The organism is Microbacterium sp. STRO-1N, assembly GCF_057748015.1.
This window is the reverse complement of the sequence record NZ_CM173234.1, coordinates 3,414,524-3,428,977: the sequence shown is the minus strand read 5'-3', so window position 1 is coordinate 3,428,977 and position 14,454 is coordinate 3,414,524. Positions and strand designations below refer to the sequence as shown.

Here is a 14,454-nt window from a genome sequence, read left to right as displayed (position 1 = left end):
TCTCAGCTCTCATCCGGGCGGCGGAAGGCACGCAGCTGGAAGACGTTGATGATGATGAGCGCCAGCAGCACGATCACCGAGAGGGCGCCGGCGATCCCCAGGCTGTTCTGGCCCTGGAACGCGACGTTGTAGATGAGCTGCACCACGGTCATGGTGCTGTTGTCCGGCCCACCCTTGGTGAGAATGTAGAACTGCTCGAACGCGAGCAGCGAGCCGGTCACGCACATCACGATCGTCAGCGCGAACGTCGGCCGAAGCAGCGGTACGGTGATGTCGCGGAAGGTCTGCCAGCGGCTCGCTCCGTCGATGCGGGCGGCCTCGTACACGTCGTCGGGGATGCCCTGCAGCCCCACGAGCATCAGCAGCATGTAGAACCCGGCGTAGCGCCACACGATCAGGAAGATGGTCGACCACAGCGCGCCCTCCGGCGTGCCGAGGAAGGTGATCCCCCAGGACTTCATGAGATCGGCGAAGGGGCCGGCGATGGGGGAGTACAGCACGTAGAACAGCAGCGATGCGGATGCCAGACCCAGCGCGCTCGGAATGAGGAACGCGGTGCGCAGGAACCCCTTCCAGCGGGTGGATTCCTGGACGAGTAGTGCGAGCCCGAGACCGAGGCCGATCAGCAGCACGGTCGCGATCAGGGTGTACTTCAGGGTGAACCAGATCGAGTCCCAGAACAGCCGGTGAGTGACGGCATCCACGTAGTTGTCGGGGAAGTTGACGCCCTGGTTGCCGCTCAGCAGCGGCCAGTCGGATGCCGACATCTGGAAGACGAGCACCAGCGGCACGATGAACAGGAGAGCGACGAAGATCGCCGTCGGGGCGGCGTACAGCCAGCCCTGCACGGGGCCGCCGTACCCGGTGCGCGAGCGCCGGCGGCCCCTGGGGAGTGCGGTCGAAGCCATGGTCACTGCGAGAGGATCGCGGTGATCTCGTCGTTGTCGGCGTCGACCGAGTCGGTGCCCTTGAGGACCGCGTTGCGCACGAGGTTCAGCCACGGGCTGCCGGGCGCGTTGAACGCCTGCTGGAAGTTGATCGCCACCGGGGTGTCGCCTTGAGCAGCCACCTCGTTGATCGTCACCAGACGCGGGTCGGCTGCGGCGTACTCGTTGTCGGCGAGGTCGCCGCGGGAGACGGCGTTGCCGTCCTGCGCGAGAACCTCGACCTGCGCTTCCTCCGACATCATCCAGTTCAGGAAGTTCCACGCCTGCGGGGACTGCTCCGAGTCCTTCGAGATGCCGATGCCGTCGCCGCCGACGAACGTGGACGCTCCGCCGTCGACGCCGGGCAGACCTGCCACGCCCGCGTCGAACTCGAGCGTGGGCAGCAGCGTCGCGGGGAACGGCATGACGCCGACCTTGCCCTCGCTGAACGCGGCGGTCCAGGTCGGACCCGCCTCATCCGTGGAGCTCGGCAGGATCGCGCCGGCTTCCTGAAGGCCGGCCCAGGTGTCGTAGACCTCCTGCGCGGCGTCTCCGTTCAGGAGCGACTCGGTTCCGTCTTCGCTCATGACCTCCTCGCCGGATGCCCAGATCGAGGGGAACCACGTGAACACGAGGCATCCGCCGCAGTTCAGACCCGTGGCAGTGCCGTACGTGTCCGGCTTGTCCAGCGCCTGCACGGTCTGGGCGGCGGCCGCGAACTCTTCGAGCGTCGCCGGTGCCTTCTCGGGGTCGAGGCCGGCCTCGGCGAAGAGCTCCTTGTTCCAGAACAGCATGGACAGATCGAGCACGAACGGCAGCACGTGCTCCTTGTCCTCGTAGGTGCCGGCGGAGAGGTGGCCCTCGTTGATCGAGTCCTTGAAGTCGAGGCCGTCGACCTGCTCGCTGATGTCGGCGAACAGCCCCTGCTGCACCCAGTTCGGCACATAGACGATGTCGGCCGCGAACAGATCGGGCAGTCCGCCCGACCCGGCCGCCGCGCCCACCTTGGCGACGTAGTCGTCGTTCGGGACGACCGTGAGCTCGACCTGGTTCTCGTGCGTCTCGTTGTACGCGTCGACCAGGAGCTTGGCCTGATGCTCCAGGGGAGCACGGGTCCACAGAGTCAGCGTCGACCCGTCGTCCACGCCCTCCGCGGGGATGGGTTCGGCCGGGCCCTGCGGGTCGCCACCGCTCGCGCAGGCGGCGAGCGAGCCGACCAGTGCTGCGGCAGTGGCGAAGGCGATGGCCGCACGTCTGATCGTGCGGCGTCGGGGGGTGTGCATGGGTGTGCCTCCTCGGCTCTTCCTCGAGCGGTTCGAGCGGATGCTGTCGATGGATTCCGGAGCCGGATCGAAAATCACCGAAACCCCTTTCGAAAAGGTATACCGTGTGAGTCATCGGGTGGTCAAGAGGTTGTCCGATAACCTTTCAGCAACAGGTCGGCACGCAGGAGGATGCGGTGGCAGCAGGCGAGAGCGCGGCGAAGGCCGCGACGCTCAATGACGTCGCGCTGCGTGCCGGCGTCTCGATCGCCACGGCATCCAAAGCGCTCAACGACCGCGGCGATGTCGCAGCCGCGACCCGCGCCCGAGTGCTCGCGGCGGCTGAGGAGCTGGCGTTCACCCCCAACGCGATGGCGAGGGGCCTGCTGGCGGGGCGAACCGGGACCGTCGGTCTGCTCACGAGCGATCTCGAGGGCCGGTTCATGCTGCCGATCCTCATGGGGGCGGAGGACGCGTTCGGCGCAGGACGGATCAACGTCTTCCTGTGCGATGCGCGCGGCGATGCGATCCGCGAGCAGCATCACCTCCGCGAACTGCTCAGCCGACGCGTCGACGGGATCATCGTCGTCGGCCGGCAGACCGACCCGCGACCCTCACTGGGGCAGGGCATCCCTGTGCCGGTGGTCTACGCCTACGCCCCATCGGACGATCCGCGCGACCTGTCGCTTACGCCGGACAACGTCGAGGGCGGCCGGCTCGCGGTCGAGCATCTGCTCGCGTGCGGGCGACGGCGCATCGCGCACATCTCCGGCGACCCCTCGTACGCGGCGGCGCAGGACCGCCTGACGGGGGCGCGGGAGGCGCTCGCCGATGCCGGGCTCGAGCTCGTCGGAGCGCCGATGTTCTCGGAGTGGAGCGAGCACTGGGGGCGGGATGCCGCGGCGCTGCTGCTGCAGCGGCATCCGGACATCGATGCAATCTTCTGCGGGTCGGATCAGATCGCGCGCGGCGCGCTCGATTCAGCGCGCGACCTCGGGCGGTCCGTGCCCGACGACCTCGCCGTCATGGGCTACGACAACTGGGAGGTCCTCGCGACCAACTCCCGACCCGAGCTCACGAGCATCGACGCCAACCTGCAGCAGCTCGGCCGTCAGGCGGCGCAGCGCGTGTTCGACGCGATCGACGGCGTGGACATCGGTTCAGGGACGCGGACCCTGCCGGTGCGGCTGATGATCCGCGGGTCGACGATCGCCCGGCGGTAGGACGGGGCCGCGCCGCGTCGGTGCCTCACACGTGGTCGCGCCAGGAATGCTGCGGGTCGAAGCCCAGTACGCGCCGCGCCTTCTCGATCGAGAGCAGGGTCTCGTTGGGCCCGACCTCCCGGGTCACCGGCACACCGGGGAACACTTCGGCGATGAGCTCGGCATTCGGGCGTGACATCACGGTGTCGGCGGCCGCGATGATGAACCGGTCGAACCCGGGCGCGGCGACCTCCAGCGCGCGCTGCACGGCCTGCGCCCCGTCGCGGGCGTCGATGTAGCCCCAGAGGTTCCACTTGCGCCGCAGGGCGTCGTCATCGAAGGACGGGAAGTCCGCATAGTCCTCCGGATCCATCACGTTCGAGAAGCGCAGGGCGGTGATCGAGACATCCGGATGCCAGCGCACGAGCTCGGTCGCCAGCTGCTCCTCGAGCGTCTTCACCAGCGAGTACACGGACTCCGGGCGCGCCGGATACTCCTCGTCCACCGGGATGTACGGCGGTGGCACGTCGAACGGCAGCCCGAGCACGGTCTCGCTGGACGCGTAGACGATGCGCCGGATGCCGAGGCGCACCGCAGCCCAGAACACGTTGAACGTCGCCGGCATGTTGTTGTGGAACGTCGCGACATCGCTGCGGATGCCTGGCGCGGGGATGGCGCCCAGATGCACGACCGCGTCGATGCCGTCGTGCCGATCGCCGACCGCCGTGAACGCGTCGACGACCTGCCCGTAGTCGGTCAGATCCACCTGGACGAAGTCGGGGCCGCGGGTGCCCGCGACATCCATGCCGATGACGTCGTAGCCGCCTGCCCGCAACTCGCGTGCGACGACGCGGCCGAGCTTTCCGGATGATCCGGTGAGTGCGATGCGCATGCGTCCAGAGTGCCACGACCCGCCGCCTCACGGCGACGGCCCTAGACTCATCGCGATGAGCGAGACGAGAACCGACGGCACCCGCACGGTCGGCGTGCGCGAGGTCGCCGCGCTCGCCGGAGTCTCCCGGCAGACCGTCTCCCGGGTCCTCAACGACCACCCCGAGGTCGCGGCGAGCACCCGCGAACGCGTGCTCGCCGCGATGGACGAGCTCGGCTATCGGATGAACAACGCCGCCCGCGCCCTGGGCACGCGGCGCACGCGCACCCTCGGCATCCTGGCCTCCGACGCCCTGCAGTACGGGCCGTCTCGCAGCATCGCGGCCATCGAGTCCAGCGCACGCGAGGCGGGGTATTGGGTGAGCGCGGCCTTCGCGGATGCCGCGGACGATGCGGCCGTCGCCTCCGCCGTCGACCACCTGATCGCGCAGGGCGTCGAGGGCATCGTGGTCGTCGCGCCGCACGCCAGGACGCTCGTCGCCCTCGACATCTCGCGAATCGGCATCCCCGTCGTCACGCTGCACTCCGCCGGTCGCGGTGCCCGCGGCCTCTCGGTCGACCATGCCGCCGGCGCCCGGCTCGCCGTCGCTGCGCTGGCGGATGCCGGGCACACCCGCATCGCGCATCTGGCCGGTCCGACGGACTGGCTCGAGGCGGAGTCGCGGGTGGAGGGGTTCCAGGCCGAGCTCGCGGACCGCGGCCTGCCCGCCGGCCCCGTACTGGTGGGCGACTGGACGGCCCGCTCCGGATACGACGCTGCCGGCGAGATCCGCGCCGCAGGCGTGACGGCCGTGTTCGCGGCCAACGACCAGATGGCGCTCGGGCTGCTGACCGGGCTGCGCGAGGCCGGGCTCGATGTGCCGGGCGACGTCAGCGTCGTCGGCTTCGACGACATCCCCGACTCGGCGTACTACTGGCCGCCGCTGACGACGGTTCGGCAGGACTTCGGCGAGCTCGCCCGCCGTGCGGTCGCGACGCTGATCTCCGGGGCGGATGCCGCGGCATCCGATCTCGCACCCGTCGCGCCGGTCCTCGTGCCGCGTGCATCCGTCGCGCCCCCGCGGTGAGCACCGGCCCACCGCCTTGACGCCGTCACCCCCGCATGGGACACTGCTGTGACCGGTCACAGTGACCGGCGAATCCGCCGCATGATGAGGTATCCGTGAGCAACGAAGCCCCTGTCTTCGCCCCTGAGATCGAAGCCGCCATTCAGACCGTCCGGGAGGACGTCGCCCGACTGCACGGAGAACTGGTCCGGTACGAGCTGATCGTGTGGACGGGAGGCAACGTCTCCGGCCGCGTCCCCGGTGCCGATCTGTTCGTGATCAAGCCGTCCGGCGTGAGCTACGACGACCTGACGCCCGACAACATGATCCTGTGCGACCTGGACGGCAATGTCATCCCCGGCTCCGCCGGCAGCGACCGGAGCCCCTCCAGCGACACCGCGGCGCACGCCTACGTCTACCGCCACATGCCCGACGTCGGCGGCGTCGTGCACACCCACTCGACCTTCGCCGTCGCGTGGGCCGCACGCGGTGAGGAGATCCCCTGCGTCATCACGGCCATGGCCGACGAGTTCGGCGGTCCCATCCCGATCGGGCCGTTCGCGATCATCGGCGACGACTCCATCGGCCGCGGCATCGTGCAGACCCTCACCGGACACCGCTCGCGCGCCGTCCTCATGCAGAACCACGGACCGTTCACGATCGGCGTCGATGCGAAGGATGCCGTCAAGGCCGCCGTCATGGTCGAGGACGTCGCGCGCACCGTGCACCACGCCCGCGAGGCCGGCCCGCTGATCCCGATCCCGCAGGAAGCGATCGACAGCCTGTTCAACCGGTACCAGAACGTGTACGGCCAGAACTCGGACGCCCGCCGATGACCGCGCGCGACGACCTCCTCGAGGGGCGCACGAGCCTGGGCATCGAGCTCGGATCGACCCGCATCAAGGCGTGCCTGATCGGCTCCGACGCCACCGAGGTCCTCGCCACGGGGTCGTTCTCGTGGGAGAACCGCCTCGAGGACGGCCTCTGGACCTACGCGATCGACGAGGTGTGGCAGGGCCTGCAGGCCGCGTTCGCCGACCTCGTCGCCGACGCGCACGACCGCTACGGCGTGAAGCCCGCGACCTTCGGCGCCATCGGCATCTCGGCCATGATGCACGGCTACCTCGCCTTCGACGAGGCCGGCGACCTGCTCGTCCCGTTCCGCACCTGGCGCAACACGAACACGGGTGTCGCGGCCGCCGAGCTGACCGAGCTGCTGGGCGTGAACATCCCGCTGCGCTGGTCGATCGCGCACCTGCACCAAGCCGTCACGGATGCCGAGGCGCACGTCCCGCAGCTCGACTTCGTCACGACCCTCGCCGGCTACGTGCACTGGAAGCTCACCGGCGAACGGGTCCTGGGCGTCGGCGACGCCTCGGGGATGTTCCCGATCGACTCGGCCACCGGCGACTACGACTCCCGCATGATCGCGGCCTACGACGAGCGCGCCGCCGACCGGCTTCCGGCTCCGGTGACGAACCTGCTCCCCGCCGTGCTCTCCGCCGGCGCTGCGGCCGGAACGCTGACGGCCGAGGGTGCGGCCCTGCTCGATCCGACCGGAGCGCTGCAGCCCGGCATCCCGCTGTGCCCGCCCGAGGGCGACGCCGGAACAGGCATGGTCGCGACCAACTCGGTCGCCCCCAGGACCGGCAACGTGAGCGCAGGCACGAGCATCTTCGCGATGGTCGTGCTCGAGCACCCGCTCGCCGAGGTCCACCACGAGCTGGACCTCGTCACGACTCCCGCCGGCGACGCCGTCGCCATGGTGCACTGCAATAACGGCGCCAGCGAACTGGCCGCCTGGGCGGGGCTCTTCACGCGCTTCTCGGCCGCGGCGGGACAGCCGCTGGACGACGATGGCGTGTTCGACACCCTCTTCCGCGAAGCGCTCGAAGGCGAGGCGGATGCCGGCGGCCTGATCGCGTACAACCACCTCGCAGGTGAGCCGATCGCCGGCCTCACCGAGGGGCGGCCGCTGTTCGTGCGCACGCCGGACAGCGCCTTCACGCTGGCCAACTTCATGCGCGCGCAGCTGTACGGCGTCTTCGGAACGCTCGCGCTGGGCATGCAGGTGCTCGCCGCCGAGGGCGTTGGACTGGACCGCATGTTCGCGCACGGCGGCATGTTCCGCACCGCTGGTGTCGCCCAGCGCTTCCTCGCCGGAGCGCTGAACGCCCCCGTTGCCGTGGGAGAGCTCGCCAGCGAGGGCGGGGCGTGGGGCATCGCGGTGCTCGCGTCGTACCTCGCGCACGCACAGGACACCGACCTGGGCACGTTCCTCGACGAGAGCGTGTTCGCCTCGGCATCCCTCTCCACAGCCGACCCCGACCCGGCTGACGTCGCCGGATTCACCACCTACCTCGACCGCTACCGGGCGGGTCTGGCCATCGAGGCCGCCGCCACCGAGAACCTCTGAAGGATCTGACATGCCGAAGCTCACCACCTCCCTCGACGGCTACGAGGTCTGGTTCCTCACCGGAAGCCAGCACCTGTACGGACCCGAGACGCTCGCGCAGGTCGCCGAGCAGTCCCAGCAGATCGCTTCGCTTCTGGATGCCGCGGGCGACGTCCCTGTGAAGATCGTCTGGAAGCCGGTGCTGACCGACTCCGCCGCGATCAAGAAGGCAGCCCTCGAGGCCAACGCCGACGACAACGTCATCGGCCTCGTCGCCTGGATGCACACGTTCAGTCCCGCGAAGATGTGGATCGCCGGCCTCGACGCGCTGCAGAAGCCGCTCGCGCACCTGCACACGCAGGCCAACGTCGAGCTCCCCTGGGCCGACATCGACTTCGACTTCATGAACCTGAACCAGGCCGCGCACGGCGACCGCGAGTTCGGCTACATCCAGACCCGACTGGGCGTCCCGCGCAAGACGATCGTCGGACATGCATCCGACCCGCGCGTGCAGCAGGAGCTCGGCACCTGGCAGCGCGCCGCGGCCGGCCTCGCCGCCTCGCGTTCGCTCAAGCTCGCCCGCTTCGGCGACAACATGCGCTTCGTCGCCGTCACCGAGGGCGACAAGACCGAGGCCGAGCTGCGCTTCGGCGTCCAGGTCAACACCTGGGGCGTCAATGAACTGGCCGAGGCGGTCGACGCGGCATCCGAGTCCGACATCGACGCCCTCGTCGCCGAGTACGAAGAGCTCTACGAGGTCGTCCCCGAGCTGCGCAAGGGCGGCGAGCGGCACCAGTCGCTGCGCGACGGCGCGGCGATCGAGATCGGCCTGCGCTCGTTCCTGGAGGAGGGCGGCTTCGGCGCCTTCACGACGTCGTTCGAGGACCTGGGCGACCTCAAGCAGCTGCCGGGTCTCGCGGTCCAGCGCCTGATGGCCGAGGGCTACGGCTTCGGCGCCGAGGGCGACTGGAAGACCGCCGTCCTGGTCCGCATCGCGAACGTGATGGGTGCCGGCCTTCCCGGTGGCGCGAGCCTCATGGAGGACTACACCTACGACATGACCCCGGGTGACGAGCTGATCCTCGGCGCGCACATGCTCGAGGTGTCGCCGTCGCTGACCACGGCCAAGCCGACGCTCGAGATCCACCCGCTGGGCATCGGCGGCAAGGACGACCCGGTCCGCCTGGTCTTCACCGCGGATGCCGGGCCAGCCGTCGTCGTCGCCATGAGCGACATGCGCGACCGGTTCCGCCTGACGGCCAACGTCGTCGAGAACGTCGAGCCGCGCGCCTCGCTGCCCAAACTCCCCGTCGGCCGGGCCGTCTGGAAGCCGGCGCCGGACTTCAACACGAGCGCGGCCGCCTGGCTGACCGCCGGGGCTGCACACCACACCGTGATGTCGACGGCGGTGGGGCTCGAGGCCTTCCGCGACTTCGCCGAGATGGCCGAGGTCGAGCTGCTCGTCATCGACGAGGACACCACGCTGGTCGAGTTCCAGAAGCAGGTCCGCTGGAACCAGGCGTACTACCGTCTCGCGCAGGGGCTGTGATGTCGGCGGCCGCGGAACAGGTCTCCGGCGCGCAGTTCGAGATCGCCGCGCACGGCTACCGCGCGGTCATCGCGTCGGTCGGCGCCTCGCTGCGCGTGCTCGCGTTCGAGGGGCGCGACCTCGTCGTGCCGTTCGAGGCGGACGAGGTGCGCCCCGGATACCGCGGGACGACGCTCGCTCCGTGGCCGAACCGCATCGTCGACGGCCGCTACTCGTTCGCAGGCGTCGAGTACCAGCTCGCCCTGACCGAGCCAGGCCGTGGCCAGGCGCTGCACGGCCTGCTGTCGTGGGCGGACTTCCGCCCGCAGGTCGTCGAGGCCGACCGGGTCGTGCTCGTCGCCGTCATCCAGCCGCAAGACGGGTATCCCTTCCGCGTCGAGGTCTCCAGCGAATACGCGGTCGACGCCGACGGCCTGCAGCAGACGGTCACGGCCCGCAACCTCGGTGCGGATGCCGCGCCGTGGGGCACGGGACCGCACCCGTACCTCGTGGCCGGCCCCGGCCGCGTGGACGCGTGGACGTTCGCGCTTCCGGCATCCGAAGTCCTGACGGTGACGCCCGACCGGCTCAGCCCGGTCGCGGTCGAGCCGGTGACGGATCACCCGGAGTGGGACTTCCGGTCCGCGCGGGAGATCGGCGACGTGTTCATCGACCACGCGTTCACGTCGCTGTCGTACGAGGAGGGCATCTCCGAGGTGCGCCTCACCACGGCCGACGGCACCGGCGTCGCGATGCGCTGGGACGAGGCCTGCCCGTGGGTGCAGGTGCACACCGCCGACACCGGCATCGATGCGACTCATCGGATCGGCCTGGCGGTCGAGCCGATGACCTGCCCGCCGGACGCCTTCAACTCCGGCGTCGACCTCGTCGTGCTCGAGCCGGGTGCGTCGCACGCGGCATCCTGGCGGATCGCAGCGCTGTGACCGTGTCGCGACCGCCGATGGGGTGGAACAGCTGGGACTGCTACGGCACCACTGTCACCGAGGCTGAAGTCATCGCCAACGCCGAGTTCATGGCCGAGCACCTGCTGCGCTTCGGCTGGGACACGATCGTCGTCGACATCGACTGGGCCGATCCCACCGCGCGGTCGCACGGCTACAACGCCGACGCGCCGCTCCACCTCGACGCGCACGGCCGGCTGATCCCCGACCCGGAGCGCTTCCCGAGCTCAGCCGGTGGGGCGGGCTTCGGCCCTCTCGCCGCGCGCGTGCACGAGCTCGGCCTGCGCTTCGGCATCCACACGATGCGGGGCATCCCGCGGCGGGCGGTCGCGCAGGATCTGCCGATCCTCGGCACCGACGTGCGGGCATCCGAGGTCGCGGACTCGACCAACGTGTGCGAGTGGAACCCCGACATGCTCGGCCTCGACCCCCCGGCGGCGCAGGCGTACTACGACTCGACCCTCGCGCTGTACGCCGAGTGGGGCGTCGACTTCATCAAGGCAGACGACATGCTGTGGCCGTACCAGGCGGCGGATGTAGCGGCGTATGCGGCGGCGATCACGGCGTCCGGCCGGGACATCGTCCTGAGCCTGTCGCCCGGGCGCGACCTGTCGCTCGAGCGGCTGGATCACCTTCGCGAGCACGCCGACATGTGGCGCATCTGCGACGACCTGTGGGACCAGTGGTCGGATGTCGAGGCGAACTTCGCCCGCTTCGCACGGTGGGCGCCGTTCGCGGGGCCCGAAGGCTGGCCGGACGGCGACATGCTGCCGCTCGGCCGCATCGGCATCCGCGCCGAGCGCGGCGAGCCGCGCGACGACCGGCTCACGCCCGACGAGCGTGTGGCGCTCCTGACGCTGTGGATCATCGCCCGCTCGCCGCTCATGATCGGTGGCGACCTGCCCTCGTCCGACCCGGCGACGATCGCGCTGTTCCAGAACGCGGACGTGCTGGCCGTCCTGTCGCGCTCGACGCGCAACCGCGAGGTCTTCCGTGAGGGCGCTCTCGTGCTGTGGGCGGCGGACGGACAGGACGGCGAGCGCTACGCCGCCGCCTTCAACCTCGGCTCCGTCCAGTTGGATGCCGTTCTGGATGCCGGAAACATCGGCTTCCCGGCATCCGGCGTCGCGAGCGAACTGTGGACCGGCCGCGAGGTTCCACTGGAGCCGGTCGCCGTGCAGAGCGATGCCGCCCGCGGGGTGGCCCCGGGGAGCGCGGCGGTGCGTGTGACTCTGCCTCCGCACGGCGCGGCGCTGCTGCGGATCTGACCTCGATCGGACGGCATCCGCGACCCCTTGCGATCGACGCGAGGCTTGCCGTTCGGGGTGCGCGACTGGTTGGATGTGTGTTGACGTCAACTGTTGACGTCAACACACCCGTTTGACGGGTGCCTCATCCACAAGGGAGTGCGAATGACGAAGTCGACCCGTGCCGCGCTGGCGGTCTGTGCCGCGGCAGTGCTGACTGTGGCGGCGGTGGCACCCGCTCATGCCGCCGTGCCGATCGGAGATCCGGTGACGTACACCGCGTATCCGGCGATCCAGGACCCTGGGTCCAGTGCCGCCGGCTACTTCCAGCCGTACTGGTTCGACGACAACGGCGCGCACATCCAGGCTCACGGCGGCGCGGTCGTCAGCGCGCAGGAGCTCGGGGTCGAAGGCGGCGACGTCGTCACCGGCGCGAAAGACGGCCGCACGGTCTACTACTGGTACGGCGAGGACCGCAGCAACGGCTACTACGGCAGCCCAGGGGTGCATGCGTACAAGTCCTACGACACGCTCAACTGGACGGACGAGGGCATCGTGCTGCGCTCGGTCTCGGACGCCTCCGAGTTCGAGACCGACTACTTCGATGCCCTGTACGACACCGTCGACGACGCGGGTCAGCCGCGCACCGATCGCATCGCCGAGTTGAACCACCACCTCAACACGAGCGACGCGGCCGAGTACACGACGATCTTCGAGCGTCCCAAGGTGCTGTACAACGAGAGCACCGGCAAGTGGGTGCTGTGGTGGCACTCGGACGGGCAGACGACACCGGGCGGCAGCATGTACGCCCGTTCGATGGCAGGCGTCGCGGTCTCCGACAGCCCGACAGGGCCGTTCCGGATGACGGGGGTCTACCGGATGCCGAACCGCACCGACTACAAGGCCTGCATCTCGGCCGCGGTACCCGGACAGGCCCGCGACATGACCGTCTTCCAGGACGACGACGGCACCGCGTACATCGCCTACTCGTCCGAGGAGAACCGCTCGCTGTACATCGCCGAGCTCGACGCCGACTACACGAACGTCACGCACACCACAGGCACCGACATGGTCAGCGCAGGGCAGTACTCCGAGGACGGACGCTTCCCGTACGTCTTCGCCGACGGCACGGCCGAGGCGCCGGTGCGCGGCGAGGACTTCCAGATCGTCAAGGAGTGCGGCATGCTCGAGGCACCGGCGCTCTTCCAGCACGGCGGAAAGTATTACGCCGTCGCGTCCGGTGCGACCGGATGGGCGCCGAACCCGCAGACCTACCACACGGCCGACAGCATCCTCGGCACCTGGATCCGCGGGGTGGAAACCGATGACGCCTACGAGAACGTCGCGTACAACTCCATCCCGGAGGGCGGCGACGGTCTGCTCTCCCTCGGAGACACCCGTCGGACGACCTTCGGTTCGCAGTCCACGAACGTGATCGATCTGGGCGGCGGGCGCTTCGTCTACATGGGAGACCGATGGAACTCCGGCGCCGCCGATTCGACCTACGTCTGGCTGCCCATCACGATCGGTGAGAACGGGCGCGCCGAGATGCGCAACCCCGCCGTCGAGGATCCGACCCGCTGGGTGGACGGCTGGGATGCCACGTACTTCGACTCCCATGGCCTCGGCACCGAGATCTGGAGCGTCGTGGACGACGGCCTGCCCGAGACGGTGGAGCCGGGGGAGGACTTCGCGGACGCTCTGCCGGATACCGTGCCGGTGAAGGTGGGCGATGCGACGGTCGACACGGCCGTGACCTGGAGCGCCACCTCGTTCCCCGAGCGCGGCACGCAGACGATCATCGGCACGCTCGCCGCCGACGCGGACTTCACCGAGGGCCGCACCTTCGCCCGCACGATCGAGGTGGCCACCCCCGGCGTCGTGAACCTCGCACCCGAGTCGGCGGTGTCGGCATCCAGCCGGGTCGATCTCGCCCCCACCGTCGCTGACGGAAACGTCAAGGGCAAGGGCTGGGACGACTGGGTCGGCGGCGGCGCGTACCCCACCTCGAGCTGGCTGTCGTTCTCCTGGCCGCTCGCCCAGGACGTCGACGAGGTCGTCGTGCACACGTACAAGGACGGCGGCGGTGCGACGTGGCCGTCGCACGTCGCGGCCGAGTATCTGGATGCCGCGGGCGATTGGACTTCGGCGGACGTCGGTGTCGACATCGCGCAGGATTCCGCGGCATCCGCTCCGGTGGCGACGCTGGACCTCACGGACCTGCCGCAGACCAACGGAGTGCGGCTGCAGCTGACGACCGCGACCAACACCTGGCAGTCGATCTCGGAGGTGCAGATCTGGGGTGCCGACGGCATCGACGACGTCTGCGCGGCCGAGGGGACGACCGTGTCGGCGAGCTTCCACCAGACCGAGTGGGCGACGATGCCGGCGCAGAACGCCTGCGACGACAGGTCGACGACTTCGTGGTCGACGTGGACCGGTGGCGCGCCGAAGGACTCGGCGACCTTCACGGTCGAGCCGGCCGCCGCGGCGGTCGTCGATCGCGTCGGATTCACGAACATCGAGGGGACGATCGCGGGCGTCGGCGTCGAGTACCGCGATGCGCAGGGCGCCTGGCACGCGACCAGCGCACAGGATGTCGCCCCCAGCGCGAACGGCAAGCCAACGACGATCCTGTTCGACCCCGTGCTCGCTTCCGCCGTGCGCCTCACTTTCGCGACCCCGGGCTCGTATCTGAAGATCCCCGTCCTCGCGGTGGGGACGGCATCCGCGGACGTCGTGCCCTCGGTGGCCACCCGCTGCGTCGCCGGGAAGGTGCAGCTCGTCTCGACCGTGCACAACGGCGGTGCCAGAGCGACGGATGCCGTCGTCGAGACGCCCTTCGGCCGGCGCGTGATCGAGGCGATCGCCCCTGGCGGTGACGGTCAGGCCGTGGCCGCGACCAAGAAGCCGTCCGTCGAGGCCGGCGAGATCACGATGACGGTCGGGGAGACGTCGGTGACCGCCGGGTACGCCGCGGCCACCTGCGGGTAGC

At 69.9% G+C, this 14,454-nt stretch carries 11 protein-coding genes; 8 read left to right on the top strand and 3 right to left on the bottom strand.

Going from position 1 to position 14,454, the window contains the following annotated elements:
• Nucleotides 1-2: 2 nt before the first annotated feature.
• Both AC3ANJ_RS16610 and AC3ANJ_RS16605 read right to left on the bottom strand, forming a co-directional pair.
• Nucleotides 3-908 (bottom strand): carbohydrate ABC transporter permease, encoded by a 906-nt coding sequence (locus AC3ANJ_RS16610; RefSeq protein WP_488319302.1) that lies wholly within the window; start codon nucleotides 906-908, stop codon nucleotides 3-5.
• 2 nt (nucleotides 909-910) lie between these two features.
• Nucleotides 911-2,209, bottom strand: a complete 1,299-nt coding sequence (locus AC3ANJ_RS16605) for an ABC transporter substrate-binding protein (RefSeq protein ID WP_488317257.1) — start codon at nucleotides 2,207-2,209, stop codon at nucleotides 911-913.
• A gap of 176 nt (nucleotides 2,210-2,385) precedes the next feature.
• On the opposite strand from AC3ANJ_RS16605, the gene AC3ANJ_RS16600 reads away from it, so the two are divergent.
• The gene (locus AC3ANJ_RS16600) at nucleotides 2,386-3,411 is read left to right on the top strand and encodes a LacI family DNA-binding transcriptional regulator (protein ID WP_488317256.1); all 1,026 of its coding nucleotides are present in this window, start codon (nucleotides 2,386-2,388) and stop codon (nucleotides 3,409-3,411) included.
• Nucleotides 3,412-3,436: 25 nt separating this feature from the next.
• Here the strand turns inward: AC3ANJ_RS16600 and AC3ANJ_RS16595 are convergent, their stop codons facing one another.
• A complete protein-coding gene (locus AC3ANJ_RS16595) occupies nucleotides 3,437-4,282 on the bottom strand; it encodes an NAD-dependent epimerase/dehydratase family protein (protein WP_488317255.1) in 846 nt (281 codons plus the stop codon).
• A gap of 55 nt (nucleotides 4,283-4,337) precedes the next feature.
• Between AC3ANJ_RS16595 and AC3ANJ_RS16590 the strand changes: the two genes are divergently transcribed.
• The 7 genes from AC3ANJ_RS16590 (at nucleotide 4,338) to AC3ANJ_RS16560 (ending at nucleotide 14,453) form a co-directional block, all read left to right on the top strand.
• Nucleotides 4,338-5,348, top strand: coding sequence for a LacI family DNA-binding transcriptional regulator (locus AC3ANJ_RS16590; RefSeq protein WP_488317254.1), 1,011 nt, complete (start codon nucleotides 4,338-4,340; stop codon nucleotides 5,346-5,348).
• Nucleotides 5,349-5,443: 95 nt separating this feature from the next.
• Nucleotides 5,444-6,163: an L-ribulose-5-phosphate 4-epimerase gene (locus tag AC3ANJ_RS16585; protein ID WP_488317253.1), complete on the top strand. Its 720-nt coding sequence runs from the start codon at nucleotides 5,444-5,446 to the stop codon at nucleotides 6,161-6,163.
• The gene (locus tag AC3ANJ_RS16580; protein WP_488317252.1) at nucleotides 6,160-7,743 is read left to right on the top strand and encodes a xylulokinase; all 1,584 of its coding nucleotides are present in this window, start codon (nucleotides 6,160-6,162) and stop codon (nucleotides 7,741-7,743) included. The genes AC3ANJ_RS16585 and AC3ANJ_RS16580 overlap by 4 nt, the downstream gene beginning before the upstream one ends.
• Before the next feature lie 10 nt (nucleotides 7,744-7,753).
• Nucleotides 7,754-9,271 carry an L-arabinose isomerase gene (gene araA / locus AC3ANJ_RS16575; protein ID WP_488317251.1) on the top strand — a complete coding sequence of 506 codons (1,518 nt, stop codon included), beginning with the start codon at nucleotides 7,754-7,756 and terminating at the stop codon, nucleotides 9,269-9,271.
• On the top strand, nucleotides 9,271-10,194 hold the full coding sequence (locus AC3ANJ_RS16570) for an aldose 1-epimerase family protein (RefSeq protein WP_488317250.1): 924 nt from the start codon (nucleotides 9,271-9,273) through the stop codon (nucleotides 10,192-10,194). The genes araA and AC3ANJ_RS16570 overlap by 1 nt, the downstream gene beginning before the upstream one ends.
• A 17-nt stretch (nucleotides 10,195-10,211) precedes the next feature.
• A complete protein-coding gene (locus tag AC3ANJ_RS16565) occupies nucleotides 10,212-11,480 on the top strand; it encodes a glycoside hydrolase family 27 protein (protein WP_488319301.1) in 1,269 nt (422 codons plus the stop codon).
• A gap of 144 nt (nucleotides 11,481-11,624) precedes the next feature.
• Nucleotides 11,625-14,453 (top strand): glycoside hydrolase family 43 protein, encoded by a 2,829-nt coding sequence (locus tag AC3ANJ_RS16560; RefSeq protein WP_488317249.1) that lies wholly within the window; start codon nucleotides 11,625-11,627, stop codon nucleotides 14,451-14,453.
• Nucleotide 14,454: the final 1 nt, after the last annotated feature.

Bases quoted from the DNA above. Each gene is read 5' to 3' on its own strand.
- AC3ANJ_RS16610 (WP_488319302.1), bottom strand. From the start codon at position 908: ATGGCTTCGACCGCACTCCCCAGGGGCCGCCGGCGCTCGCGCACCGGG.
- AC3ANJ_RS16605 (WP_488317257.1), bottom strand. From the start codon at position 2,209: ATGCACACCCCCCGACGCCGCACGATCAGACGTGCGGCCATCGCCTTC.
- AC3ANJ_RS16595 (WP_488317255.1), bottom strand. From the start codon at position 4,282: ATGCGCATCGCACTCACCGGATCATCCGGAAAGCTCGGCCGCGTCGTC.
- AC3ANJ_RS16590 (WP_488317254.1), top strand. From the start codon at position 4,338: ATGAGCGAGACGAGAACCGACGGCACCCGCACGGTCGGCGTGCGCGAG.
- AC3ANJ_RS16580 (WP_488317252.1), top strand. From the start codon at position 6,160: ATGACCGCGCGCGACGACCTCCTCGAGGGGCGCACGAGCCTGGGCATC.
- araA (WP_488317251.1), top strand. From the start codon at position 7,754: ATGCCGAAGCTCACCACCTCCCTCGACGGCTACGAGGTCTGGTTCCTC.
- AC3ANJ_RS16570 (WP_488317250.1), top strand. From the start codon at position 9,271: ATGTCGGCGGCCGCGGAACAGGTCTCCGGCGCGCAGTTCGAGATCGCC.
- AC3ANJ_RS16565 (WP_488319301.1), top strand. From the start codon at position 10,212: ATGGGGTGGAACAGCTGGGACTGCTACGGCACCACTGTCACCGAGGCT.
- AC3ANJ_RS16560 (WP_488317249.1), top strand. From the start codon at position 11,625: ATGACGAAGTCGACCCGTGCCGCGCTGGCGGTCTGTGCCGCGGCAGTG.